This is a genomic window from Chondrinema litorale (assembly GCF_026250525.1).
Taxonomy (GTDB): Bacteria; Bacteroidota; Bacteroidia; order Cytophagales; family Flammeovirgaceae; genus Chondrinema; species Chondrinema litorale.
In genome coordinates this window covers 4,457,679-4,483,558 of the sequence record NZ_CP111043.1, presented here as the reverse complement: position 1 = coordinate 4,483,558, position 25,880 = coordinate 4,457,679, and the positions used below count along the sequence as shown (strand labels likewise).

General features: G+C 34.8%; 24 protein-coding genes. 10 read left to right on the top strand and 14 right to left on the bottom strand.

Annotation, left to right across the window (positions count from 1 at the left end; genetic code table 11):
* Window positions 1-49 precede the first annotated feature (49 nt).
* From OQ292_RS18510 to OQ292_RS18465, 10 genes are all read left to right on the top strand, one after another.
* A complete protein-coding gene (locus OQ292_RS18510; RefSeq protein ID WP_284683632.1) occupies window positions 50-3,610 on the top strand; it encodes a VCBS repeat-containing protein in 3,561 nt (1,186 codons plus the stop codon).
* Window positions 3,610-5,214 carry an FG-GAP repeat domain-containing protein gene (locus OQ292_RS18505; RefSeq protein ID WP_284683631.1) on the top strand — a complete coding sequence of 535 codons (1,605 nt, stop codon included), beginning with the start codon at window positions 3,610-3,612 and terminating at the stop codon, window positions 5,212-5,214. Before OQ292_RS18510 ends, OQ292_RS18505 begins: the two co-directional genes overlap by 1 nt.
* A 128-nt stretch (window positions 5,215-5,342) precedes the next feature.
* Complete coding sequence (locus tag OQ292_RS18500) at window positions 5,343-7,046, top strand: L,D-transpeptidase family protein (RefSeq protein ID WP_284683630.1); 1,704 nt, start codon at window positions 5,343-5,345, stop codon at window positions 7,044-7,046.
* A gap of 98 nt (window positions 7,047-7,144) precedes the next feature.
* A complete protein-coding gene (locus OQ292_RS18495) occupies window positions 7,145-7,750 on the top strand; it encodes an SET domain-containing protein (protein ID WP_284683629.1) in 606 nt (201 codons plus the stop codon).
* Between the two features lie 109 nt (window positions 7,751-7,859).
* Window positions 7,860-8,477, top strand: coding sequence for an NUDIX hydrolase (locus OQ292_RS18490; RefSeq protein WP_284683628.1), 618 nt, complete (start codon window positions 7,860-7,862; stop codon window positions 8,475-8,477).
* A gap of 105 nt (window positions 8,478-8,582) precedes the next feature.
* Window positions 8,583-9,221: a phosphoribosylanthranilate isomerase gene (locus OQ292_RS18485; protein ID WP_284683627.1), complete on the top strand. Its 639-nt coding sequence runs from the start codon at window positions 8,583-8,585 to the stop codon at window positions 9,219-9,221.
* A gap of 39 nt (window positions 9,222-9,260) precedes the next feature.
* Window positions 9,261-10,445, top strand: coding sequence for a tryptophan synthase subunit beta (gene trpB, locus OQ292_RS18480; protein ID WP_284683626.1), 1,185 nt, complete (start codon window positions 9,261-9,263; stop codon window positions 10,443-10,445).
* A gap of 3 nt (window positions 10,446-10,448) precedes the next feature.
* Window positions 10,449-11,048: an HAD family hydrolase gene (locus OQ292_RS18475; protein WP_284683625.1), complete on the top strand. Its 600-nt coding sequence runs from the start codon at window positions 10,449-10,451 to the stop codon at window positions 11,046-11,048.
* Between the two features lie 36 nt (window positions 11,049-11,084).
* Window positions 11,085-11,459 (top strand): hypothetical protein, encoded by a 375-nt coding sequence (locus OQ292_RS18470; RefSeq protein WP_284683624.1) that lies wholly within the window; start codon window positions 11,085-11,087, stop codon window positions 11,457-11,459.
* A 149-nt stretch (window positions 11,460-11,608) separates the two neighbouring features.
* The gene (locus OQ292_RS18465; RefSeq protein WP_284683623.1) at window positions 11,609-12,580 is read left to right on the top strand and encodes an NAD(P)-dependent alcohol dehydrogenase; all 972 of its coding nucleotides are present in this window, start codon (window positions 11,609-11,611) and stop codon (window positions 12,578-12,580) included.
* A 20-nt stretch (window positions 12,581-12,600) separates the two neighbouring features.
* Here OQ292_RS18465 and OQ292_RS18460 read toward each other — a convergent pair whose 3' ends face one another.
* The 14 genes from OQ292_RS18460 to OQ292_RS18395 all read right to left on the bottom strand — a co-directional run bounded on the left by OQ292_RS18460 (window position 12,601) and on the right by OQ292_RS18395 (window position 25,856).
* Window positions 12,601-13,191, bottom strand: coding sequence for a Crp/Fnr family transcriptional regulator (locus tag OQ292_RS18460; protein WP_284683622.1), 591 nt, complete (start codon window positions 13,189-13,191; stop codon window positions 12,601-12,603).
* Between the two features lie 124 nt (window positions 13,192-13,315).
* On the bottom strand, window positions 13,316-14,203 hold the full coding sequence (locus OQ292_RS18455; protein WP_284683621.1) for a hypothetical protein: 888 nt from the start codon (window positions 14,201-14,203) through the stop codon (window positions 13,316-13,318).
* Between the two features lie 65 nt (window positions 14,204-14,268).
* The gene (locus tag OQ292_RS18450) at window positions 14,269-17,913 is read right to left on the bottom strand and encodes a DUF4132 domain-containing protein (protein ID WP_284683620.1); all 3,645 of its coding nucleotides are present in this window, start codon (window positions 17,911-17,913) and stop codon (window positions 14,269-14,271) included.
* Window positions 17,914-17,915: 2 nt separating this feature from the next.
* The gene (locus OQ292_RS18445; protein WP_284683619.1) at window positions 17,916-18,350 is read right to left on the bottom strand and encodes a hypothetical protein; all 435 of its coding nucleotides are present in this window, start codon (window positions 18,348-18,350) and stop codon (window positions 17,916-17,918) included.
* A 25-nt stretch (window positions 18,351-18,375) separates the two neighbouring features.
* Window positions 18,376-18,810 carry a hypothetical protein gene (locus OQ292_RS18440; protein ID WP_284683618.1) on the bottom strand — a complete coding sequence of 145 codons (435 nt, stop codon included), beginning with the start codon at window positions 18,808-18,810 and terminating at the stop codon, window positions 18,376-18,378.
* An 84-nt stretch (window positions 18,811-18,894) separates the two neighbouring features.
* Complete coding sequence (locus OQ292_RS18435) at window positions 18,895-19,269, bottom strand: hypothetical protein (protein WP_284683617.1); 375 nt, start codon at window positions 19,267-19,269, stop codon at window positions 18,895-18,897.
* A 107-nt stretch (window positions 19,270-19,376) separates the two neighbouring features.
* Window positions 19,377-19,553 (bottom strand): hypothetical protein, encoded by a 177-nt coding sequence (locus OQ292_RS18430; RefSeq protein WP_284683616.1) that lies wholly within the window; start codon window positions 19,551-19,553, stop codon window positions 19,377-19,379.
* Between the two features lie 18 nt (window positions 19,554-19,571).
* Window positions 19,572-20,339: an SMI1/KNR4 family protein gene (locus OQ292_RS18425; protein ID WP_284683615.1), complete on the bottom strand. Its 768-nt coding sequence runs from the start codon at window positions 20,337-20,339 to the stop codon at window positions 19,572-19,574.
* A gap of 201 nt (window positions 20,340-20,540) precedes the next feature.
* Window positions 20,541-22,307 (bottom strand): glycoside hydrolase family 13 protein, encoded by a 1,767-nt coding sequence (locus OQ292_RS18420; RefSeq protein ID WP_284683614.1) that lies wholly within the window; start codon window positions 22,305-22,307, stop codon window positions 20,541-20,543.
* Between the two features lie 61 nt (window positions 22,308-22,368).
* The gene (locus tag OQ292_RS18415; protein ID WP_284683613.1) at window positions 22,369-22,932 is read right to left on the bottom strand and encodes an adenylate kinase family protein; all 564 of its coding nucleotides are present in this window, start codon (window positions 22,930-22,932) and stop codon (window positions 22,369-22,371) included.
* A gap of 83 nt (window positions 22,933-23,015) precedes the next feature.
* Window positions 23,016-23,549 (bottom strand): dihydrofolate reductase family protein, encoded by a 534-nt coding sequence (locus tag OQ292_RS18410; RefSeq protein ID WP_284683612.1) that lies wholly within the window; start codon window positions 23,547-23,549, stop codon window positions 23,016-23,018.
* Between the two features lie 126 nt (window positions 23,550-23,675).
* The gene (locus OQ292_RS18405; protein WP_284683611.1) at window positions 23,676-24,323 is read right to left on the bottom strand and encodes an HAD family hydrolase; all 648 of its coding nucleotides are present in this window, start codon (window positions 24,321-24,323) and stop codon (window positions 23,676-23,678) included.
* Window positions 24,324-24,615: 292 nt separating this feature from the next.
* The gene (locus tag OQ292_RS18400) at window positions 24,616-25,209 is read right to left on the bottom strand and encodes a sugar O-acetyltransferase (protein ID WP_284683610.1); all 594 of its coding nucleotides are present in this window, start codon (window positions 25,207-25,209) and stop codon (window positions 24,616-24,618) included.
* A 62-nt stretch (window positions 25,210-25,271) separates the two neighbouring features.
* Window positions 25,272-25,856: a Crp/Fnr family transcriptional regulator gene (locus tag OQ292_RS18395; RefSeq protein WP_284683609.1), complete on the bottom strand. Its 585-nt coding sequence runs from the start codon at window positions 25,854-25,856 to the stop codon at window positions 25,272-25,274.
* Between the last annotated feature and the right edge of the window lie 24 nt (window positions 25,857-25,880).

The window sequence follows — 25,880 nt, the reverse complement described above, 5'->3', positions numbered from 1 at the left end:
TCAAGTTCTTTGTGATAAATTAAGTAACAACCATTTAACAGGATCAGAAATGCATAAACTGATATTAAGATTTGTAATTCCTATATTCTTTTTCAGCGCTTGTAACGATAAAAAAGATCCTACTCTTTTCGAGTTGATACCAAGTGAAAAAAGTGGACTTAGTTTTATAAATACAATTACAGAAAGAGAAGATTTTAACATCCTTACTGAAGAATATATTTATAATGGTGGTGGAGTTGCAGTGGCAGATTTCAACAACGATCAGCTACAAGATTTATATTTCACTGGAAATCAGGTTGAAAATAAACTATACCTTAATCAAGGTGAATTAAAGTTTAAAGATATTACCAATGTGGCAGATGTTGCTGGTAATAACCAATGGTGCTCTGGTGTAACTGTGGTAGATATTAACCAAGATGGTTGGATGGACATTTATGTATCATCTACTATAGATAAAGAGCCAGAAAAAAGAAGAAATTTACTTTACATCAATCAGGGATTAAGCGAAGATGGAATTCCTTTTTTTAAAGAATTGGCGAAAAGCTATGGCCTAGACGATGCTGGCAATAGCACTCAAGCTACATTTTTTGATTATGACAAAGATGGTGATTTAGATATGTATCTGCTCACCAATGTAATAGACAGTAAAATCCCCGGTAATTACCGAACAAAAATAAAAGATGGTAGCTCTCTTAATAATGACCGACTTTACAGAAATAATGGCGATAATACATTTACCAATGTAAGCAAAGAAGCAGGTATACTTATAGAAGGTTTCGGCCTTGGAGTTACCATTGCTGATGTTAACCTAGACTCATGGCCAGATATTTATGTTACCAACGATTACATTTCAAACGACCTACTCTACATCAATAATCAGGATGGTACATTTACCAACCAGATAAAAAAATATATAAAACACCAAAGTCACTCTGCCATGGGTAATGATGTGGTAGATATCAATAATGATGGTTTGGTAGACATTTTTGCACTAGATATGTTACCAGAAACCAACGAGCGTAAAAAGCAAATGCTGGGTGGTAACAAATACATCAATTACATCCAAAATGAAAGGTATGGGTATGAATTACAGGTAGTTCGTAACACTTTGCAATTGAACAATGGCATTGGTCCAGAAGGTCACCCGACCTTTAGTGAAGTTGGTCAGTTTGCTAACCTTTACCAAACCGATTGGAGCTGGACTCCCCTTATTTCAGACTTCGATAATGATGGCTTAAGAGACATCATAGTAACCAACGGTTTTCCAAAAGATGTAACCGATAAAGACTTTACCTTATACCAAGCTGGTCCCGCTGGTAATGTAGCTAGTAAAATGTTTTTACAAGATTCTATTCCAGTTGTAAAAATCTCTAACTACGCATTTAAAAATAATGGCGACCTAGATTTTAAAGACGTAACCAAAGAATGGGGCTTAAGTATTCCCTCTTTTTCTAACGGCGCAATTTACTCAGATTTAGATAATGATGGTGATTTAGACATTGTTTGCAACAACATCAACGAACATCCATTCCTGTTCGAAAACAAAACCTCAGATGCTAAAAACCTGAAAAACCACAACTACCTCAGACTAAAATTTGAAGGAAATAAACCAAACTCTGCGGGTATTGGCACCAAAGTGATGCTCTACTCAAAAGGAGCAAAAATGTATTACGAAAATGTGCCTACAAGAGGATATTTATCGTCGGTTGAGCCATTTACACATTTTGGTGTGGGAGAAGCAGAAACGGTGGATTCTTTATTGGTACAGTGGCCAGATGGCAAAGAGCAATTCTTACAAAATGTAGCCACCAACCAAGTACTTATACTCAAGCAAAATGATGCGATAAAAACGAATAACCCTGCTGAGAGAATGCATCTTTTTACGAGTAGCGAAAAGCTATTAAAAAGTGCTAATACAGATAAAAACATTCAATTTAAACACCAAGAAGAAGATAAAATAGACTTTAACCTGCAAAGAACTATACCTCATAAATATTCGCAAATGGGTCCTTCTATTGCTGTAGGAGATGTAAATGCAGATGGATTAGAAGATTTTATTGTAAGTGGTTCTGTAGATAATGCGGCTTCCTTGTTTCTTCAAAATGAAGATGGGAAGTTTAGTAATGCCATACCAGTATATACTAATAAAGATGATTTGAAAAAAGAAGATTTAGGCATGTTGTTATTCGATGCAGATAATGACAAAGACCTAGATTTATATATATGCAGTGGCGGTTTTGAATATTTTATTGATGCTGCAGAATACCAAGACAGATTGTATTTGAATGATGGAAAAGGGCAATTTACAAAAGCAGAAAATGCCATACCTCAAAGTTTTGTAAGCACTGCTGCGATTAAAGCTGCTGATTATGACGGAGATGGCTTACTCGATTTGTTTGTAGGTGGAAAAGTAAAACCGGGTCAATATCCTATGCCTGTATCGAGCAAAATCTTGCATAACGAAGGTGGGAAATTCGTAGATGTAAGCGCGCAGATTTGTCCACAATTAACTGACTTAGGCATGGTTAGCGATGCGCTTTGGACAGACTTCAATAATGATAAGCAAATAGATTTACTGCTTGTAGGTGAATGGATGACACCCACATTCTTCCAAAACAGTGGTGGAAAATTCGAGAATGTAACCGAAAAAACTGGCTTAACAGGCGAAAAAGGCTGGTGGAATAGCATTACTGGTGCAGACTTCGACCAAGATGGTGACATTGATTACATAGCCGGAAATCTTGGTTTAAACACCAGTTACAAAGCTAATCAAGAGCAACCAATCCAAGTGGTTGCCAAAGACTTTGACAATAGCAACAGTATCGATCCAGTAATTTCACTTTATCTTAAAAACGAAGAAGGAAATTACGCCTCCTACCCTGTTCATAGCCGCAGTGACCTGATTGCCCAGATGCAACACATGCGAAAAAAATTCCCACGATTTAGCATGTATGGCAAAACTACTTCTGAAGGTGTGTTTAGTGCTGAAGAATTAAAAGGAGCTTTAGTAATGCAGGCAACACAGTTTGCTAGTTGCTATTACGAAAACCTCGGTGACGGTACTTTCGGTATGAAAAAACTGCCTTTACAAGCACAGCTAGGTCCACTTTACGGTATGTTACCTTACGATATAGACGAAGATGGATTCTTAGATATTTTAATGGTTGGTAACAGTTATGCACCAGAAGTTTTCATGGGCAGATACGACGCCCTTATCGGCTTAGTATTGAAAGGAAATGGCAAAGGTGAGTTTACTCCATTACAAACAGATAAATCTGGTTTCTTTGTAGATGGCGATGCGAAAGCATTGGTAAACATGTACGATGCAAACAACAAAAATATCATACTTGCGAGCCAAAACAGAGACAAGCTCCTCAGCTTCGAACAAATAGATAAAAGCAATCAACCCTTAATCCAATTCGAAAATAATGATGCACAAGTAGTTTTCACGATGAATGATGGTTCTACCAGAAAATCAGAATTATATTACGGAAACTCTTATCTTTCACAATCAAGTAGAAATTTAAAAGTACCAGCAGGAACAAAACAAGTTAAAATTATCAGTTTTGATGGCAGCAGTAGAGAATGGCATCCAGATAAAACACTTTAATGAAAAGCTTAAAAATTCAATCAGCAACAAAATTTATATTAATAACTTCAATCTTTTCATTACTACTATTTGCCTGTGAAAACAGCGAAAGAAGTAGCCAGAAAAACATCGTAAAAGTTCCTGAAAAAGATATTATAAACAATGGGCATCGTCTGGCATTAACTTATTGTCAGGGATGCCACTTGTTTCCTGAACCATCTCTTTTGCCCAAGCAAATTTGGAAAGATAAAGTCTTACCAGCAATGGCTTATCGACTTGGGATTAATACACAAGAAGCCTTTGCGCAGATTGACCCTTATAATAAAAAGCTCATACAAATGGCTCATATTTTCCCAGAAAAGCCATTATTAAAAGATACAGATTGGGAAGAACTCATGGAGTTTTATATAGAACAAGCTCCTGATAGTTTGGCTAATTCAAATCAAAAAACAATAAAAACTAATAGCCAATCCTCACTTTTTAAAGCCTCATTCCCATTAAAATCCCCGAATAAAACACCTTTAGTTACACTGATTCATTTCTTGCAAGATGGAACATTAGTTGTTGGTGATTTAAAAAGCAACACCAATTTTTATAATACAACTTTTGACTCGGCTACTTTAAAAATAAAGACCGTTTCTGCTGCTGTTGGACTCACCGAAAGCCAAGCTTCATATAAGCTGCTTTGCATCGGCAATATGCAACCCAATGATTTACAAACTGGGCTGCTATACAATTTGCAAAAAGGAATGACTTTAAACAGACTTACTCCTAAAATCAGTGAAACTCTAAAAAGGCCGGTCTATATAAGTAATGGAGATTTGGATAATGATGGTGATGAAGATTTAGTTGTGAGTAATCATGGGCACTATACCGGAAATCTAATTTGGTTTGAATACTTGGCTAAAAACAAATATCAACATCATTTAATTAAAGAATCTCCCGGTTTTAACAAGACCATTATTTCAGATTTGGATGATAATGGAACGCAAGACATTTTGGCTTTAAAGGCACAAGGCGACGAAGGTATTTTTGCTTTCTTAAACCAAGGTGATGGCGAATTTAAAGAGAAAGTAATACTGCGATTTTCACCAGTTTATGGTTCGAGTTATTTCGAATGGGTAGATATGAATAATGATGGATTAAAAGACATTGTCTATTCCAATGGCGACAATGCAGATTTCTCTACTGTTTTGAAACCTTACCATGGTATTAGAATTTTCTTAAATCAAGGAGATTTAACTTTTGAAGAACAGCAATTTATTCCGCTGCATGGAGCCACTAAAGTTTTGGTAGCAGACTACGACCAAGATGGTGATATGGATATGGCAGCCATCGCCTTCTTCCCAGATTTTGATAACAATCCTGAGCAGGGTTTTGCCTATTTTGAAAACAAAGGAAACTTAAATTTTCAAGCTAACTTCTTTAATGAAGCCACGAATGGTAGATGGCTCACAATGGACAAAGGTGATTTTGATAATGATGGAGATATCGATTTGGTATTAGGTTCTTTTATTCACTCACAACCTGCTGCACCAGATTCGCTCACCAAACTTTGGACAAAAGAAGGAAATCAGATTTTATATTTAGAAAACACACTTAATACAGTTGAAGCAATCAATTAATTTTTGCAAAACCACATCTTTTTCTAACATTTTTTAGCCCATATACTTAAACAAATTGTTTTGATTTCAATTTACCATAGAATATTTTAGCCCCGATTGAAGATCAATTTAACAGAAATAAGCTGACGATGTTTAAACTAAATTATGCTGTAAAAGCATTCATCATTCTTTTTACTTTTTCCATCAATTTAATCAACCAAGTACAAGCTCAAGATGACGAAATATCATTTGAGATAAAAAGATTAGTTGAAAGTCTTGTTGAAAAAAACAGTCTTGATATTGAAGGAGTAACCATCTATTCTAAAACTGTTTTACCGATTTACTATCAAAACAGAAATTACAAACATGGCTGGACAAACAACAGCTCCACCGAAGAATCCCTAAAATCAATTGGCAGAGCTGGTGAAGAAGGACTCTCTCCCGAAGACTACCATTACGATTTACTACTGAATTTAAGAAAAGAACTTACTGAAACCCGCAATCCAGCAGCCTCAAGTGTAGCTCATTTTGATTTGCTGCTCACCGATGCTGTTTTATTATACTCAAGACATTTACTAAATGGCAAAGTAAATCCGGTAAAGATTGAATCTACATGGAATATACAGCGCAAAGTTTTTAGTGGTGATTCGCTAGCAGTCTTAGAAGATGGCATTGCCAACAATAAAATTCCTTATTTACTAGAAAGCATAAAACCAGATCATCCACTTTACAAAGGATTAAAAAAACACTTAGCACACTACAGATTGTTGGCTAAAAAAGGAGGATGGCAAAAAATAGATGCAGGCCCTACTTTAAAACCTGGCATGGAAGACGCTCGAATTTTACAGGTTAGAAAAAGGCTAGCATTAGAAGGTTTTTTGCCTGATATGGGTATTAAAATCCCTTACACTAATTTCTTTGTAAACGATTCGATTATTGGCGAAGAACCCGAAAACGAAAAAATATACGATAGAGAATTAGCCACAGCCATTGCCAGATTTCAGTTGGCTTACAGCCTAGAAGTAGACAGCGCTATCGGGCAAATGACTTTGGATGCGCTCAATGTTCCCATTGAAGAACGTATAGATCAGATTCGTGTAAATTTAGAAAGAGCCAGATGGGTATTAGGAACTTTGGGCGATGATTATGTTTTGGTAAACATTGCCGGTTTCGAATTATTTCTGATTAGAAATGGCAAAGAAATCTGGAAAACCAATGTTGTAGTTGGTAAAAAATACAGCCAAACTCCAGTGTTTAAAGACAGAATCCAGTTTATTGTTTTTAACCCAACTTGGACAGTTCCACCCGGAATTATGAGTTCAGAAACATTACCAAGAATGAAAAAGGATGGCAACTACCTAAGTAGCCACGATTTAGAAATGGTAGACAACAAAGGCAATGCACTTTCTCAAAGTATATTAACCGAATCTCAGTATACTTTAAGAACTTTCCCCTACCAGGTAAGACAAAGACCTGGAGATAATAATGCGCTTGGCAGAGTTAAATTTATGTTCCCAAATAAATACTCTATCTACTTACACGACACACCAAGCAAAAGTTATTTTTCCAAAACTTCGAGAGCTTATAGCCATGGTTGTGTGAGAGTAGAAAACCCTTTAAAATTAGCAGAAGTTATATTGAATGATCCGGTAAACTACAGCGCTGAAAAAATTCAGAAGATTATAAAAACAAACCAAACCACCACTGTAAATCTTAAAAACAAGCTAGATGTATTATTGCTTTACTGGACAGCCGAGATACATCCGAGTGGTAAATTATACTTTAAAGAAGATGTATATAATCGCGATAAAAAGGTTTTAACAGAGCTTGATGAAAAACGACCTCGCATTTAAAAAAATAATTCTATTTATCTAGAAAATTTTCTCTAAAAAGAAGTTACTTTTTGAAAAACGTACGTACCATGGTCAAAAAATAATTTTAATTTTTTACCATGATTCACCCAGATACTGAACTACGATTTATAAATGACGCTGTCGGATTAGGCATTTTTGCTAAAACATTTATTCCAGAAGGCACTATTGTTTATGTAAAAGATAGCCTAGAGATAGAAATTAGTCCTGAAGATTACGCTAAACATTCTGATCAAATGAAAGAGGTAATCGAAAAATATTCATACATAGACCAAAGAGGGGTTCATATCATCAGTTGGGATCATGCTAAATATGTAAACCATTGCTGCAATTGTAATACTATTAGCACAGCTTATGGTTTCGAAATAGCCATTAGAGATATTTTTCCTGGAGAAGAAATCACTGATGAATATGGCCTCTTCAATGTAAAACATGAGATACCATTATTGTGCAACAATGCACATTGCAGAAAAATGGTAAGACCAGAAGATTTTGATAACTACTATTCGCAATGGGATGAAAAAATTAGAAAGTCTCTTACTGGTTCTGATAAACTTCCTCAACCTTTGTATCATTTGATTGACGAAGACACTAAAAAGGAATTAGAACTTTTCTATCTAGACCCTGAGAATTACCAGTCTGTTTACAGACTTAAATTGCAATTGAACCATGTGAGTATTCACTAAGTAAAAAGAGTTGCAACTTCTTTCCATTCCAGTTGCAAAAGCCTAGCTTTGAGCAGTTCGCAGGCAGAAAAGCCTAATCTGCCTGCACTGTGTCAATAAAAAAATTATTATGGCTTTAAACTGGATAGAAGTAGCAAAACGTATACAGGCAATTGCACAAAACGGCCTCACCTTTTCTGAAGGTATGTACGACATTGATCGTTACGAAGAACTGCGTGACATCAGTGTAAAAATAATGGCTGAAATCTCAGAAGAACCTGTAGAAAAAGTAAAAGAATTATTTGCCAGTGCCACTGGTTACCAAACCCCAAAAGTAGATATCAGAGGTGTTGTTTTTGAAGGCGATAAAATCTTGATGATTAAAGAAATTGCCGACAACAAATGGTCTCTCCCCGGAGGTTGGGCCGATGTAAATTACTCTCCTGCAGAAATAGTCTGCAAAGAAGTTTGGGAAGAAAGTGGCATAGAAGTTAAAGCCCTCAGACTATTAGCTGTTTGTGATAAACACAAGCACCCTCATCCACACGATCCATACCATGCCTATAAAATGTTTTTTCTTTGCGAAAGAACTGGTGGCGAACTAAAAACCGGTATGGAAACCCTAGATGTCAGCTTCTTTGCCGAAGACGATTTACCAGAACTTTCTGTAGATCGGGTAACAGAATCGCAAATCAATATGTTATTCGATTTTAAAAGAAATCCGGAAAAAGAAACCTATTTTGATTAAGCATTCGGGAATATCGAATGAGCTTTTTAAATTTGAAGTTTACAATCAAAAATGGCTGTTTCGGATAAGCAGTCTAGTAAAATTTATAAATTAAGCTAAAAATCGATGAAGATAAAGGTCTGTGGCATGCGGGACGAGAAAAATATTCTTGAAGTACTGGAAGAACCACCAGATTATATGGGCTTTATCTTTTATAAAAAGTCATCCAGATATGCAGGAGAAATGCCTCCGGCAGTAACAGCGTTTATTCCCGGCTATGTTTGCAAAACCGGTGTTTTTGTAAATGCCACTTTGGATGAAATAAAAGAAACGGTAGAGAAATATCAGTTAGATTCTATTCAACTACATGGAGCTGAAAGTCCTGAGTTTTGCGAAGCTTTAAAATCGCTACTTGACTCAAGAGAAATTTCTATCATAAAGGTGTTTAGTGTAGGCGAAGATTTTGATTTCGAAAGGTTGAAACCATTTGACAAAGTAGTCGATTTTTATTTATTTGATACAAAAGGCAAACTTCCCGGTGGTAATGGATATACATTCGATTGGACTTTGCTCAAAAATTATTCAGGAGATAAACCTTACTTTTTAAGTGGTGGCATAGCTCCCGAACATTTTAAAGATATTCAATCGCTTGACTTAAAAGGCTTATATGCCATAGATATCAATAGCAAATTTGAAATTGAGCCGGCATTAAAAGACTTTGAGAAAACAGGCGAATTTGTAAAGAAAATACATGAAATGGCTTAAGCGCCAATAATTGAGCTATCAAAAAATTAGACATATAAAATGATAACAGTTAACGAAAGAGGATTTTACGGCAAATTTGGTGGAGCTTATATCCCCGAAATGTTGCATCCAAATATAGAAGAGTTGGTAAAAAACTATCTAAGCATTATCAACGAAGAAGGATTCCAAAAAGAATTTAGACATCTTTTAACAGACTACGTTGGCAGACCTACTCCGCTTTACTATGCGAGTAGACTTTCTGAGAAATACCAAACCAATGTTTACTTAAAAAGAGAAGACCTTTGCCACACTGGTGCACATAAAGTAAACAATACTATTGGTCAAATTCTTTTAGCTAAAAGATTAGGCAAGAAAAGAATTTTAGCAGAAACCGGAGCAGGTCAACATGGTGTAGCTACAGCAACCATTTGTGCATTAATGGGCTTAGACTGTGTGGTTTACATGGGAAAAGTAGATGTTGCCAGACAGAAACCTAATGTAGAAAGAATGAAGCTTCTGGGTGCTACTGTGGTGGAAGCAGTTAGTGGTAGCCAAACGTTAAAAGATGCCACCAACGATGCCATGCGCGACTGGATTAACAACCCAGAAGATACGCATTATGTAATTGGCTCTGTGGTAGGCCCTCATCCCTACCCTGACATGGTAGCTATTTTCCAATCGGTAATTAGCGAAGAGATTAAAAAGCAACTGGCAGAAAAAACTGGTAGCCAAGATCCAAACTATGTGCTTGCTTGTGTAGGTGGTGGTAGCAATGCTATTGGAGCCTTCTATCATTATGTAGATAACCCAAATGTAAAACTAATTGGTTTAGAAGCTGGTGGATTTGGTATAGACACAGACAAAACCGCTGCTACGCTTACATTGGGTAAAGAAGGAGTACTACACGGCAGTCGCTCATTGGTAATCCAAACAGAAGACGGACAAGTAATTGAACCTCACTCAGTTTCTGCAGGATTAGATTATCCGGGAATTGGCCCAGCACACGCTTATTTATACAAAACTGCTAAAGCCGACTACTTCCCAATTACAGATGCAGAAGCTTTGAATGCAGGTTTTGAATGTAGCCGATTAGAAGGAATTATTCCTGCGGTGGAATCTGCTCATGCACTGGCTTACTTGCCAAAACTAAAAGCAAAACCAGAAGAAACAGTTGTGATTAACCTTTCTGGTAGAGGTGATAAAGACATGAAAACTTATATCGAGTGGTTCGGTAGCAAAGATTGATAAATGAAGCCAGTTAAAAATATCATATTCGATTTGGGTGGAGTTTTAATGGATTGGAATCCGGAATATCTGTTTAACTCTTTGTTTGAGGATAAAAACAAGATGCAATGGTTTCTTGAGAATGTATGCAATTCTGAATGGAATGTGCAGCAAGATGCAGGCAGATCATTTGCAGAAGCAGTAAATATCCTCATCGATAAACATCCAGAATATGAAAAAGAAATAAAGGCCTATGATGAGCAGTGGGAAACTACAATAAAAGGTACTTTTCCAGAAGCAGTAGATGCTTTGGAAAAACTGGCTGCTTCTGGTAAATATAGAATTTTTGCACTTACCAATTGGTCTGCAGAAAAGTTTCCACTTGTAAGGAACAAATATGCCTTTTATGATCTTTTTGAAGATATACTGGTTTCTGGTGAAGAAAAACTGATTAAGCCAGACCCAGAGATTTTCAAACTGGCAATTAGCCGATTTGAAATTGAACCTACAGAAAGCTTATTTATAGATGATAACCTGAAAAATATAGAAGCAGCTCAAAAAATGGGCTTTCAGGTAATTCATTACAAAGGAACTGAAGATTTAAATAAATTCCCTAAATATTAATTGTGATATACCTTAACTAATCAATTTGAAGAAATTATGCAGAACGATCCAGAATTAGACGGTAAGTATCTTGGGAAAATCACCAATGATTTTATTAAAGTATCGAATACATTAAAAGAAGCAGCTTACTTGCTAAGAGCACGTAAAATTGCTGAGTACCCAATATTTCCTATTTCTCAGGATAAAATTGAAGTGGGGCAATTACTCATCGCTAAAGACGAAACTGATTTGGAGTTAGAGTGGAATTACCATTTTTCTTATTTGGATGAATTTATACAGAGGCAATTGGTAGACGAAGAAAAGATAGAAGAATTTAAAGCGGCGTTCAAAGACCCAGACGAATTCTGCTGCCTATTTGTAGTAGATAAAGACTTCGTAAACTTTGTTTACATTCCCTATCCAGAAGATTAGGAATAAATAAATCTTATCAAAATTTACCTCTATCGTGAAAATTCATGGTGGAGGTATTTTTTTGTATTTAATATACTTCTTGACAATTGTCAACGAGATCTGCTCTTGGCTGAGAATACATTTGCTACATCACTCAATATCAAAATCGAATGAAAGCAATTGTATATGAAAATTACGGATCACCAGAAGTATTCAACCTAGTTGAAATGGAAAAACCTGTTCCCAAAGACAATGAAGTTTTAGTTGCCATAAAAGCTTCTACTGCGACAGCTCCTGATGCACAAATGCGAAAAGGAACGCCTTATATTGGAAGGTTGTACACTGGCATAAATGGTCCTAAAAGAAAAATTCCCGGTTACGAATTTGCAGGCGAAGTGGTAGCAATAGGCGAAAATGTAAAGCAATTAAAAACTGGTGATTTGGTATTTGGAGGCTCTACCACTTTAGGTTGTTATGCTGAATATAAATGCATTGCAGAAGATGATTTGATTTTAAAAATACCACCTAAATTATCTTTTGAAGATGTTGTTCCACTTTCTAATAGTGCAGTTACAGCCTTAAACTTTTTGAAAATCGCTAAGATTAAAGCAGGTCAGAAAATCTTGATTATTGGTGCATCAGGAGCTGTTGGTTCCTATGCTGTACAAATTGTCAATAATTATGGTGCAGATGTAAGCGCAGTTTGTAGTACGCAAAACCTCAGTTGGGTAAAATCTCTGGGTGTAGACAAAGTTTTTGATTACAAACAAGGTCCAATTCAACAACAAGTTTACAAGCAAAAATTTGATATCGTTTTTGATGCAGTTGGAAAATATAGCTTTAGCACAAGTAAAAATATGCTTTCAGCAACTGGTTGTTTCTTAACAGTTAATTTGAGTTTTGCACTGTTAGGTAACATGATCTGGACATCTATTTTGAGCAAAAAGAAAGTGATTTTTACTGCTACGGGTGCAGCTTCTGTAGCAAACAGAATACAATTGCTGAAAGAAGTTTTACAAATGGCTGAAAACGGAAAGCTAAAATCAATGATTGATAAAGGTTATTCCATTCAGCAATGTATAGAAGCTCACAAATATGTAGATACTGGCCGCAAATCTGGAAATGTTGTCATCACCATATAAAACTTATAATAGCGTGCAGATTATTTTGCGGCAAGTCTTCTTCTTATACGACTTAGCGTTTCTGGTTTAACTCCAATAAAACTGGCTAGCTGATATTGAGGAACCCTTTGCAGGAGATCAGGCCTGTTTTTTAATAGGTTCAGATAGCGTTGTTCAGCGGAATTTGTAACATATGTAGCTTGCATATCTTGCTGCACTGCAAATTCATGCTGTAAAATATCTATCGAAATACGCTCGAATCTTGGAAAGGCTTCGTACATCGGATTGTATTTTTCTTCATCGGCAACTAGCAAAGTACAATATTCTAAACAGTCGTAAAAGTGATCTGCTGGTGTTTTATGAGTATTACTCTTCAATGAAATAACCCACTGCTCTTCTGTGAAAAAATTAGAAGTCTTCTCCTCTCCTTCTATCACATAAAACTCTCTTACACAGCCTTTTAGAACAAAATAAATTTCTTTACTAATTTGCCCTTGCTCTAATAAAACAGTCCCTTTTTTAAACTCCAGAATATTAGCACTATCAGCAATAGCTTGTTTCTCCTCTTGAGTAAGCTCTGCGAATTTCAGAAAATAATTAATCAGTTTATCTTTCAAATCTGAATGCGGCATAGAAGAAGTTTTATTTGATTTTAATAGGTAAGCAAAATAATCAAATACAGTGGAGATCAATAATTAATGGATGGGTTTTCAATGAAATTTAGAGATAAGAAAACTTTTCAAAAATAAATATCAATTAGTAGTTGATTAAATTTGATATTTCCCAAGGTGCCATCTCCAAGTTATCAATCGAAATTTCGACAAAATCTACTAGATAGACTTTCTTACCTCTATTATTAAAGTTTAAATAAATTGAATAATAATCTTTATTCTCTATAGTCTTAAGCTTTACTGTAGCCTTTTTTATATTTCTCCAATCATATTCATATACTTGAGCTTTATCATACTCAATTATCTGATCTTTACTTATCACTAACTTCCTTCTATCACTAAATACTTTTTTCAACTCATCTTTATAAAAAAACAGAATAGGTACAAGTACAATTAAACCTATTAAGGTAAGGTATAGATACTCTAATTTCACAAAAGCAATAATAATTAGCATCACGAATAGCCAAATTGAAAAACATTCGATTACAACTTGTCTTAATATTTTTTTTATGGAATAATGGATCACAACATCTTCTTCAATTCGATTTTTTGGCTTTCTACTTTGCTTAAATGATTTTTCTATTTGTTCAAGTCTATTTCTTGTTCTATTAGATATGAATATTGGAAATCCAGTTTTTCCTTTTAGGTAGTCTTCTAAATCTTCTTCCTCTAATAACTTTTTTAAAACAGCAATCTTCTTTAATTCAAAAACATTTTCACTACTTACAAAAGCATTAATAAACCAATTAAATTTTATTAATTCTTTTATCCAAGTAGCTAAATAGAAGCCGATAACCAATAATAATATTGATGAAAGTAATATGAGAAATGGATGAATATTTTTATCTAAATTATGAAGAGAAATATAATAAGCAGGTATAAGAAAGATAAGTAAGGGGACTAAAAAAACTGCTGATTGAGCTAAAAATTTAATCTTAAAATTACCTGACTTTAAAAGTTTGTTGTTTTGCATATATAATTGTTAAAATCCCCACCAAACTACAAAAGATTGTAATTTGGCAGGAGATGTTTTTCAAGCTAAACTGGCTTAATCGCACTTAGTAATTTTTCATCCGTGATCTGGTCATCGTTTTGAAGGAATAATGCTTTTGCTAATATGATGTAGAGCGTTTCATCGTCTTTGATTGGCAAAATGGCTTTCTTCTTTAGCTTAGAAACATCTGGCATTAGATTGATATGTTTCTGGCTATTTTTGATTTGCACAAAACCACTTCCTAAATTGATTTTATAAGAATTGATCTTACCATTTACGATAAAGAAATTACCTTCAAAACCAGAAGAATTGATTTTTAACAATGGAATCAATTGCCCTAGAATCTGTTTTCTGATTTTCGAATTCCCATTTTCAGAGAATTGCCCCATTACAAAGTCTTCTCTGTAACCGCCTAATAATTCCGTTTTTTCTGAAAGTTCTGGATTGTGCGCCACACTGGTTGTCGCAATAAATAAATCAATATCTCTACATATTTCAGATAAAGCTTTAGTAGGAATTGTCTCAAACTTCAAGGCTTCCAACTTGCTGCCATAAGATATCTTGGTGCTATCTCCTTTGGTAATCATAAGCTCTTTGGTCGGTATTGAAACATCAGACCTATTATAATCGCATTTGATATGTGCGGTAATATCTAGCTGTTTTATATAAACCCTTGGCCAGTTTACATCCTCATGTACATAGGTAAAAATCCAACCAGTATTATTGGCAATTGCCATCAGTTTTCTCACCTCCAAAAAGTGATGGGCAAACCTTGGTGAGGCTGTCATCTGAGATTCCGTTTTAGAGAAAGGGTAATGCTCGCGATATGCCTGTCTAACTGGTTGCTCAATTTTATCTTTCCAAACTTTGTTTTGCCATGCTGTTATATTCTCTTCACTCGCAGTTACTGGGTGCCAAAGTGAAATCTGGTCGGTTTCTTCAATTTTAGCAATCTCTCCATCTAGTTTTACCAACTCATTTTCTCTGATAATAAAATCTTCTTTCGAAGTTTCATTTGTCCAGATTAAACCTTGTATCCACTGGTTCATAAATGGATGCGTATAGATATATTCGAGCCAGTCTTTGCCAGTCCAAGTTCTGTTGTATTTCCAATAAGTCTCTATTCTTAGTTTGGCATCTTTAAAAATGGCATTTATCTGCTTAAACTCCTCTGTTACTTCTTTTAGTAATTTTGCATGGTTTTCTTTAAAATCTGTTGGTGTTGTTTTGGTTTCTTTGCCTTTTTCATCCAACCAAACTTTAGTCAATTTCTGTTTTTCCAACTTAAAAACCACTTGGTATTCAGCCACTGAAATAGTTTTCGTATTATGCTCAAAACCCATTTTAGGTATAGATTTATCAGCCAATAACTCCGAATCAGTATCAGAATGAGCCGTAAAAATCTCTAAGTGTTTATCTATAGCTTTTACAAATCGCTGGTACTTAGTTTTATTTCTCAGCATATTGAGCATACCAAAAGCGCGATCGTCTCCACTAGTTGCTAAAGCTAATAATCCCAAATTACCCATGCTTGCCGACCTTGGTCCAATACCTGGAATTTTGGTATAAGCAGCCTTTACAATATTACTCACAATGGCTGCGGCGGTATCACTCATTTTGTATGTACAAGACCAGATAATCCCTTTTAGCGCAGTGGTGTAGTTATCAAAAAACCAGAAATCTTCTTTTAAAGACGAAGGCATAATTACAGACAACTCTTTAAAATACTGCTCCTTTCCAAACTTCTCAATCTCATTTTGGAGTTCTGCAAACCATTTTTTGTTGGGCTTTTTTGTGCCTGAACATTCAATAATTACAGCCATCAGTTCATCCCATTTGTCGCTGCTGCTTAATGTGGAAGTGTATGTATCTCTAAACCAAGACCAGTTTGTATCTGTAGTAAACTTATTCGCTACAGATGCATCATTTACCAATTGGGGTTTCAAAGGTTTTAGTTTGTATAATGCTGGAGCATTCTTATTGACGAACTCAGTTTCTTGGTAAATACTTTTTTCTTCGAACTCACTAAAATTAACATCTACATAATTTTTGAGTAGCTCTAATTGTGTATAATTAAAAAATGCTAATGAGACTCTATATTGCTTAGTTGTTTTATCATTCTGATAAGAGATTACTGGTATCGGTAGCATTCTATAACCAGTCTTTTTCTCAGCTAATACGGCATTGATATCCCCTACTACATCAAAATTGATTTTCTTGTCTTCACCATCTATCTTTATGGTAAAAAAGTAATCATTATCGTAGCCATAATAATTTACATTTTTAATTGATTTTAGTGCCGTTGGCAAGATCATATTGAGTTGATCTATAATCGACTGAATTACTTTGGTTTGTTGGGCTTTTTTATCCAGATTGAGGTAAAATGGATTTCTATCGAAATACACATTTGTAGTTGAAATCGCCAAGTTGTATTTCATTTTGGTAAACTCGCGCTCTTCTTCATTTTCAATAGAATTACAAACTGCTTTGAGCAATTCCATCCCTTTTTCGTAACCCGAATTGTTGGCATGCTGATAAATAAAATACTCATAAGCACTTACTACTGGATGCTCGTAAAATGTCTTTTTGCTAATTGGTTCGAATAAAGGAGTAATCAAATTTTCCATTACAAACACATAATTCGAAGTCTTGTAACTTGCACTAATCAACTTATATAAGTGATTAGCACTAATTTCAGTTGCTTTTATAAGTTGATTGAAAACCTCTGCATAGAGCTTGTACAAATCGCTAGTTACATATTTAAAATTGAAAATGTAGCATAAATTTTCAATCACTTCAGCCGCTTGTTTCTGATGTTTTTTAATGAAACTTTGAACATCTTCGAAATCTTTAAGCTTTAAATATTTTCTCTTTTTATAGTCTGTGTTTTTCCAAAGCTCAGTTTTTTCGACAGATAGCAAAGTCTGCTGATAATCCAGCAAAATCTCATAGTTCAACTTAAATTTATTGTCTGCATTAATTTCTTCTACAGCTTCAAACAGGGCATTCTCAATCTCTTTTTCGTAATAGTTGATAGGTGTTTCATCAGCCTGCCTTCTTCTGTAAGATTGATGATTGGCTACTTCTAGCAAAAAGAAGACTTTCTCATCGAACTTTTGCGCACAAACGTATTTGAAAACCTTTTCGAAAATCTGATTATTAGCTACATATTTTTGTGCCCCCAAAAAGTTAGTAGACCCACTTATATAACTGAAATTAACATCTGCTTTTACATGTATTGCATGGCAAAGCTGAAACAAATTAGAACCTACAATAAATATGTTTTTAACTTCTGGATGCTCATTAAATAATGATTCAGAATTATATCCTTTTACAAAATCTGTAACGAGATAAGAATTAAAATTTCTATCTAAAAATATCTCTAGAAACTGCTTTAAATATCGGTTATCAACGGTTTTATTGGCAAGGTAAAGCCCCGCAAGTGTAATGTATAATTTCTGCTTAGTCTTTTCAGTTTCGTTCTCTAAATGCCATTTAAATGAATCTTTTGCTAAAAAAATTTCCATTACTGGTTCGTAAAAAGATTCTTGAAATTGATCTTGCGAAACACCAGCAGCTGCAAACCAATCTAGTAATAAATCTAGCATTTCTGTTTCTAGCGACTTCACATTTTCGGTTTGTGTATCACCAGAGTTTTTCTTGCTGAAAAGTCTATCAAATAAGCCCATAATTAAAGTGTGTTGAATTCTATTGATTGTATGATATTATTGTCTATGAATGAGATTACCGATTGATCAGTTATCTTGATTTTTTTATTAAAATCGAATTGAACTTGTTGATCGACCAGCATAATGAGGTTACCATTTTTGAGATTGGCTAGCAATAAGTATAGCAGTTGTTCGGAGTCAAACCCAGCCTCTTCAATCTCTTTTAATTGATAGTAGTAATCTTCTAACATGCTTAATTCCTTGGCAGGAATATCGTAGACAGAATTGTAACCCAGACTTTTGATAAGAGAATAAATTACCTCGTTTGTTTCGGTAGCTTCTAGCTGATTATGGTGGAATAATGCATAGATCAACTCCACTACCGAAGGAAAAACAAACTGGGAAAAATGCTTCAGATATGTTTTGCTAGTTTTACCTGTTGATATTTCAATTTTCATAATATAAATACTCAGAATACTGGCATCATTTTACTTCTATCAGCTTACCATTATTAAATAGAAATATTTTTGTATCATCACCTCTCAGATCAGTTGATACTTCGATACTTTTAATCCAATTAAAATCTATAGTATCTAAACCTGATATGTTTTTCCTTAAAAAAGAATTTACATTTTCTCCTTGCTTATACTGTATTTCGTCTACAACCAATCCTACAATATCTAATTTATCTTCTAAATTAATTTTGAACATATCAAGATTACTATTCTCTGCGATCTGCTTATGTAGTCTATTAGTGTAAAAAAATGTGTCTTCACTCATTAACTCTACATTTGCCTTCAACTGACTTGAAGATATAGTATCCAAAATAACAGATTCCATATCTAGGTTTTCTTTCTCAATATTGTTTGAGTTACAGGCTGCTATTGAAATTAATATGATATAGAGATAATATTTCATCTTATTAAATAGGTGTAAAAACACTAAATATTGCCTAAAAATGAGGTTTTTAGTGCAAATATTTCTAGGAAATACTATGGGTAGTTAGTCTTCTTTATCAGCAAGCTCTCTCAATTCTATTATAAATTTCAAGAACTTCAACCTGTGATAACAATCAGGGCAAAATTTATCTATTTCTAATTGAGGATTATGTATTTGTTTTACTACCTCAAAATCAATTAAATTAAGTCGTTTCTCTTTTTTAAAGCCCAAATATTCATTTGAATAAGAACCAAATTCCATATAACATAAATTACACAATTGCAGCTTTAAATCTTTGTATATGTTGTATATAGTATAAGTATGAATCTTTTGGTGAAAATGTTCGATTTCTACATCAAAAAGCCCGCAGTCATCACATGGTGCACAAGTTTTTGTTTCTAACTCACTGTAACAAATTGGACATTGTTCTTTTTTCATTTGCTCATCAATTTTGCTTAAAAATCTCAATTTAAAGGATTTTTTAAAATAGCTTCAGCAAATTTATCTTCTCTATAATGAGTATAGGATATATGAATAGTTTGTGATTATTGATACTTGGCTAATTCGCTGAGTATTTGTTTTTCAAACTCAGGAGTAAAATGTAAACCTATAGAAGTATCTGACTGAATCTTATTTTCTTCTATTCGCTTGTTCAGCCAGTCTTCTACAAAGCCCGGAGCATAACCTCCTGTATTAATATCATTATTACCTAGCGCAATCAATCGCGGATATTCTTTGAGCTATTGTTCTCCAGTTTTAACTATCTGATGCTTAGCAAATAAATAAAATTGCACATCGTAAACCAGATAAGAAAGTGCATCTGCATGCAGTGCAAAATATCCTTTTTGTGTTGTTAGTTCGATAAGAAGCTTACGCAACTGATTGCTCATTTGCTCACCAAATGCACCTTCTTTTGTTAGTAAATCTTGTAATCTATCAGAGTATCTGCCGGTTTCGATAGCATGGAGTTTATTTTTCAAATCTGCTTCTGAGGTATCAAAAACCTCCCAATTTACCAGACCTCTCACAAACTCTTCAAAGGTTTCTGCTACAAAAGTGATTCTATAGTCTCCTTCCTGATCTACATGAACAACCTGAGGCTCGCCATCTTTACCACACTTTCTATAATCGAGCATAATCATATCGTGGCCAGCCGATGGGCAATCGCAAATACAAATTCCAATTTCAGGATAACCCCACTCTTCAATCATAAACTGGCTTCCACCATTTCCACATAAAGAATAAGGCTTGTCTCTACCTATTCCGAAAATGCCAGTAATAGCCACGTGATCACCAGCCCAAGAGTTTGAAGATTCTGTTGGAAAACAGGTATTTACAGGCAAACCTCCATTCTGGTTTTTCATCATCTCGATGTAAAACTGTGGCAATTTATACCCCAGTTCATCTTCTACAGACATGAGTAATTCCATTGTTAGCGGTTCACACACATAATTTTTTAGTGCATAATCTGAATTGTCCCAAAATCCTGTATGGCTAGTTTGTTTCATAACTGGTTATTAAAGTGGAAAAGAATGTCGTTTATTCGTTTTTCGTCAAAGAAAGTAGCGCAGAACGTAAGGTATTTACGGTGTGGTGGTGAAGTGCGAAAAATTATCAGAAAATATATTTCTATCCTCTCTTTATTAAAAATCAAGGAGATAAATAAGTAGACTACTTTAAATTAAAATGATTAGGCTAGTTTAAAAATCTCATAAACTCTTTTCAACTTCGAAAATTAATGCTTGATAGGGTTCTAACACAAGACTTGTATCTTCCATACTCACAGATGGATAGTTATTGATAACTGGCTCTTGCTTTAGATTAAACCTTTCTGAAATATTGGTGGTAGCTTGTTCTGTTGAAAAGTTAAGTAAAATCAAGAGTTTTTTATCGTCTTGTGTTCTGGTGTAAGCAAATATCTGTTCATCATCAGGAAGTTCTAATTCGTAGTCACCATAGACCAAAATCGGATTGTTTTTACGAAATGCCACCATTTTTCTAAAATAGTTTAAACAGCTATTCGGGTCTTTATCTTGGGCGGTAACATTAATCTCCTGATAATTATTATTAACTGGTAGCCAGGGAGTTCCTGCAGTAAAGCCTGCATTTTCGGTGGCATCCCACTGCATGGGAGTTCGGCCATTATCTCTTGAAAGAAAGTTTAAAGTCTCCATAAATGCTTCCATATCAGCACCTTCAGACTTTGCTTTTATGAAACTATTCTGTGCTGCAATGTCTTGATATTGCTCAATTTTTTCAAAATCGATATTGGTCATGCCCAACTCATCTCCATAATAACAATAAGGCGTACCGCGCATGCTTAGAATAAAAGTATTGAGCATTTTTGATGAAGCTGCTCGGTATTCGGGACTATCGTTACCAAACTTAGAAACCATTCTTGCCACATCGTGATTTGCCAGAAAAATAGAAAGCCAACCTTTTTCTGAGAAGGCAGAATCCCATTTGGAGTAGACTTTTTTAAACTCGGCAAGTTTGTATCTATCTAAGCTATTACCCACGTCCATCCCTTCAAAATGATAAACCATTTGCAATTCTTTTCGGTCTGCATCTACTAGTGAGTGTGCATCTTCAAAAGTACTTCCCGCTCCTTCTGAAACCGCAAATACTTCATATTTACTCAATACATCCTCATTCATTTCTCGCAAATAATCGTGCAGATTTGGACCCATTCCATAGTATTTGATCACCTCTTTCTCATACCCTTCTGGCAAAGCCGGAAAAGTAGTATCTTTTGCCACATATTGAAATGCATCGAGACGGAATCCATCAACTCCTTTGTCTGCCCAGAATTTCATAACATCATACACTTCTTGCCTAACTTTAGGATTCTCCCAATTTAAATCTGGCTGTTGCTGCGAGAAGTAATGGAGATAATAGGCATTTGTGAGCGAATCGTATTTCCAAGCCTCGCCTTTTGCATCGAACAAACTATATCGGTAATTGGGTTTACCTCTTTCGGCAGGCCACCAATGGTAATAATCGCGGTATGGATTATCTCTGGAACTTCGCGATTGCTTGAACCACTCGTGTTGGTCGCTACTGTGATTAACCACTACATCCATCACAAATTTAATTCCTCTATCATGCATGCCTTTTAGCATAATATCGAAATCTTCCATAGTACCAAACTCATCCATAATGTTTCTATAATCGCTAATATCGTAGCCATTATCTGCATTTGGTGAGCTGTAAATCGGATTGAGCCAAACCATGTCTACACCCAAACTTTTTATATAATCTAGCTTTTGGATAATGCCTTTCAAATCGCCAATTCCATCACCATCCGTATCTTTAAAACTCCGTGGATAGATTTGATAAATAACACCTTCTTTCCACCAACCGGGCTTTTTATCCAACTTTGTACTAGCCGTTTCTTCTTTCGTATTTTCGGCACTTTTATCACTACAACTAAAAATAACCATACTGGCTAGAAACAGGTAAAAAAGTGTTTTCATGGTATGAATGTATTATGGGTTAAAGCATCTTAAAGTGTAGTTAGTAATGATGAGTTAAGTCTCACAAACAGGATTTAATTCTATCAGTTATATCATCCACAGAACCTAAGCCATTAAAAGAATCTACTTTTAACTTAGTTTTCATATACTCAACAGCAGGTTTAGTTGAACTTTCAAAAACATCGATTCTTTTTAAATGGATACTAGCATCCTTATCATCTTTTCTGGTTGAAGTTTCAGCTCTTTTCTTTGCCCTTTTTAGCAGTTCTTCTTTTGGAACTTCTATATTTAAGACCTTACCAATTTGCAAGTTCTTAGCATTTGTCAAATCAATAAGATCATCAACTTGAGATTTCGTTCTAGGATAACCATCGAGAATAATTCCATTCTTATCTTTATTTTCATCTAAAATCTGACTAAAAAGATCTTTCATGATTGAATCAGGAACTAAGTCTCCTTTTTCCTCATAAGCCGACATAATTTTACCAATTTCAGTTTTATTTTGCTTTTCACTTCTGCATCTATCTCCTGTAGAAATATGGGTGAAATCAAGCTGCTCTTTTAATATGTCGCATTGTGTTCCTTTTCCAGAGTATGGAGGTCCTGTTATAATTAATATTTCCATTTTTTTATAATTTACTTTAACTGGTTAAATATTTAGTTTAAAGTAAACCAACTATAGCTTTTAGACAAGCCGATGAATAGATATTAATACTTTATCTGATAAGTCATTATCTGCAAACCTTTTTCATACTCCGCAGTATCGAGTAAATCTAATTGCACTGTTCTATCTGAATTGCCAAATAGCCTTACTCCATTGCCGAGTATAAATGGATTGAGTTTGATTTTAAGCAAATCGATTTGCTTATGTTTTAGAAGCCAACCAGCAAATACACCACCACCGCATAGATAAATATCTGATCCAGATTCTTCCTTCAGTTTTTTAATTTCGTTGATGTCGACATCTCGTAAATGGAGTTTAGGGTCTTTACTTTCAAATTTGAGGGAGTTTGAAAAAATATAATGGCTCATGTGAGGATAAGCCAGTTGACCGGGTTTAAGTCCGTATTTATAACCAAACTCATAGGTTTTCTTTCCCATAATTACTATGTCGTAATCGGCGAGATCTTTCAGGTATTTTTCAACGCCATTGCCTTCTCCCACAAATCCACTTATATCATCATCTAAACCTGAAATATACCCATCTAAAGAACAGGCTACGTAATATACTATCTTTCTCATATTCACTTTTTGAAGTTATTTATTGATGCTGAGTTATGCTGAAGTTTGCTTCCTCAGTATACTAAAGATAGTAAATTCAACTGGCTTATTAAATCAAAAAACAGCTTAAATACTGTGTGTTCTCTATTAAATATTAGCCTTTAACCATTCTACAAAATCACTTACCTTGTAATAGATGTAGTCTGGTTTTAAAGGAATTAATTTATCTGGTTCAACAGTTTCTGCCCAAGCAGCTGCTACTATAGGTATTCCTACTTCTTTACAAGCAGTAATATCACTTGGAGCATCGCCCACATAAATTATTTCATCTTTTGCGATTTCTGGAAAAGCCTCTAGCACATTTCTAATACCTTTGGGTTTAATAGGTCCTTCTACAGAACCAGTTTCTAGTATTTCAAAAAATGGAGTTAGCTTAAAGTATTCCAGAGAAATATCTGCGCTACGTCTGCCTTTTCCAGTAACCATAGCTGTTTTAATATCATGCTCTTTTAAATAATTGAGCAGTTCTGTAATACCTTCGAATGGTTCTGGACAGGTTGAGTGTAAAGATTCATAATTAGACAAGTAACCTTCTACACCTTCATCGTAATGATCAGGAATTAAGGCTTTGATCGTACCTTCTTCAGTGGGGCCAAAGGTCGCATAAATTTCTTCGTCTGTCACATAGCGGTTGATTAATGGCTCAATGGCTTTTCTAAATGCCTTAACAGCCAGTGGTAATGTATTCGCAATGGTGCCATCCAAATCGAATATTACTGCTTTGATTTTTTTCATTTATAGTTAATGTTGTTTTTAAAATTGAAAGTAAATTAGAGAAAATAGTTGAGCGATAAATGTTTTACCTATGTACTTTTGACTTGATTCAAAAGTACGGCAGCGGCCGACCGCCAAAAAATCAAGGCTGTGGACAAATTCACTAAATTTCCTCCATGATTTCTAAAAAATCCACAACTCGTTACACTCAAACATTGGATTTTTATTCACGAAATCATTTCAAAAATTCTTAACGTGATTTGACCAAGGCCAACTTTGATTCGAAAAACTCATTATAAGCGACATCAAAGACTTACTTATTAATTTCTTTGATTACTCTACATGGATTGCCTACTGCGAGTGAATTGGGCGGGATAGATTTGTTTACAATGCTTCCAGCTCCAATCACTGAATTTTTACCGATGGTAACTCCCGGCAATATAATTACTCCACCACCAATCCAAACATTATCTTCGATTTTAACAGGTTCGGCATAAGTTCTAAAATAGGGTGAATCGTCTGTATCTTGCCAGTTTTCTACCAATCGCGCTTGCATATCTACCGGATGTGTAGCCGTGTAGATTTGTACATTGGAAGCGATTAACACATTATTGCCAATCTCAATTTTGTTGCAATCTACAAATGTGCAGTTGATGTTTATAATCACATTATTACCTACAGAAATATGCCTGCCATAGTCGCAGAAAAAGGGTGTATCGATATTTACATTGCTGCCTATGTTACCAAAAAGGGAAGTTAAAATCTGCTGCCTTTCTTCTTTTGCGGTGCTAGGTGTTTGGTTATAGGCTTTGGTAAGCTGCCTCGCCTTGTGAATAAAACTTTGAATTTCTTCGTCTGAAGTATTGAAAATTTCGCCATCAAGGCATTTTTGAAGTTCCGTTTTCATACTCTATTGTTTTATTGAAAACCAAAAATAAGCATGAAAAAGCCCTTAAAATTTCATCTATATTAAAATCGTTGATTGGCTCGCAAATTACTAAGGTATTGTTGCGTAACGCCTAAATAAGAAGCCACATAACCCAAATTTACTCTATTGATTAATCCGGGATTTTCTAGTAGAAACTTATCGTACCTTTCTTTGGCAGAAAGCGATAAGCGATCGATGCGTAAAGTCTGCATTTTTAAAAGTACTTCTTGATGGATTACCCTCGCCCAGTTAGTAATCTCAATATTTGTTTCGTATAGTTCATTGAGCTTTTTGATGGGAATTGTAAAAATCTGAGCATCTTCCAACACTTCTACATAATCGAAGCCGGGAGTTTGGTGGTAGAGAGCATTAGAAGAAAAGGTGATCTCACCTTCTTGACTAAACCAATTGGTTACTTCTTTTCCATCTATAAGCAAATAAGTTCTCAAGCAACCTTTTTCAATAAAGTAAACAAAATTATCTTTTACTCCAGCGCGAGTTAATAAATGATTTTTAGCAAAACTATTTTCAACAAAATACCCAGTGACTTCTTTTAAAGACTCATCTGACACCTGATAATACTTCCGTATGCCTTTAATGATATTTGGTATTTTGCTGAAGTTCATTGTGGGCAAAAGTTAAAAAATTAG

Coding starts and splice junctions, on each gene's coding strand:
- OQ292_RS18510 (WP_284683632.1), top strand. CDS start 50: ATGCATAAACTGATATTAAGATTTGTAATTCCTATATTCTTTTTCAGC.
- OQ292_RS18505 (WP_284683631.1), top strand. CDS start 3,610: ATGAAAAGCTTAAAAATTCAATCAGCAACAAAATTTATATTAATAACT.
- OQ292_RS18500 (WP_284683630.1), top strand. CDS start 5,343: ATGTTTAAACTAAATTATGCTGTAAAAGCATTCATCATTCTTTTTACT.
- OQ292_RS18495 (WP_284683629.1), top strand. CDS start 7,145: ATGATTCACCCAGATACTGAACTACGATTTATAAATGACGCTGTCGGA.
- OQ292_RS18490 (WP_284683628.1), top strand. CDS start 7,860: ATGGCTTTAAACTGGATAGAAGTAGCAAAACGTATACAGGCAATTGCA.
- OQ292_RS18485 (WP_284683627.1), top strand. CDS start 8,583: ATGAAGATAAAGGTCTGTGGCATGCGGGACGAGAAAAATATTCTTGAA.
- trpB (WP_284683626.1), top strand. CDS start 9,261: ATGATAACAGTTAACGAAAGAGGATTTTACGGCAAATTTGGTGGAGCT.
- OQ292_RS18475 (WP_284683625.1), top strand. CDS start 10,449: ATGAAGCCAGTTAAAAATATCATATTCGATTTGGGTGGAGTTTTAATG.
- OQ292_RS18470 (WP_284683624.1), top strand. CDS start 11,085: ATGCAGAACGATCCAGAATTAGACGGTAAGTATCTTGGGAAAATCACC.
- OQ292_RS18465 (WP_284683623.1), top strand. CDS start 11,609: ATGAAAGCAATTGTATATGAAAATTACGGATCACCAGAAGTATTCAAC.
- OQ292_RS18460 (WP_284683622.1), bottom strand. CDS start 13,191: ATGCCGCATTCAGATTTGAAAGATAAACTGATTAATTATTTTCTGAAA.
- OQ292_RS18455 (WP_284683621.1), bottom strand. CDS start 14,203: ATGCAAAACAACAAACTTTTAAAGTCAGGTAATTTTAAGATTAAATTT.
- OQ292_RS18450 (WP_284683620.1), bottom strand. CDS start 17,913: ATGGGCTTATTTGATAGACTTTTCAGCAAGAAAAACTCTGGTGATACA.
- OQ292_RS18445 (WP_284683619.1), bottom strand. CDS start 18,350: ATGAAAATTGAAATATCAACAGGTAAAACTAGCAAAACATATCTGAAG.
- OQ292_RS18440 (WP_284683618.1), bottom strand. CDS start 18,810: ATGAAATATTATCTCTATATCATATTAATTTCAATAGCAGCCTGTAAC.
- OQ292_RS18435 (WP_284683617.1), bottom strand. CDS start 19,269: ATGAAAAAAGAACAATGTCCAATTTGTTACAGTGAGTTAGAAACAAAA.
- OQ292_RS18425 (WP_284683615.1), bottom strand. CDS start 20,339: ATGAAACAAACTAGCCATACAGGATTTTGGGACAATTCAGATTATGCA.
- OQ292_RS18420 (WP_284683614.1), bottom strand. CDS start 22,307: ATGAAAACACTTTTTTACCTGTTTCTAGCCAGTATGGTTATTTTTAGT.
- OQ292_RS18415 (WP_284683613.1), bottom strand. CDS start 22,932: ATGGAAATATTAATTATAACAGGACCTCCATACTCTGGAAAAGGAACA.
- OQ292_RS18410 (WP_284683612.1), bottom strand. CDS start 23,549: ATGAGAAAGATAGTATATTACGTAGCCTGTTCTTTAGATGGGTATATT.
- OQ292_RS18405 (WP_284683611.1), bottom strand. CDS start 24,323: ATGAAAAAAATCAAAGCAGTAATATTCGATTTGGATGGCACCATTGCG.
- OQ292_RS18400 (WP_284683610.1), bottom strand. CDS start 25,209: ATGAAAACGGAACTTCAAAAATGCCTTGATGGCGAAATTTTCAATACT.
- OQ292_RS18395 (WP_284683609.1), bottom strand. CDS start 25,856: ATGAACTTCAGCAAAATACCAAATATCATTAAAGGCATACGGAAGTAT.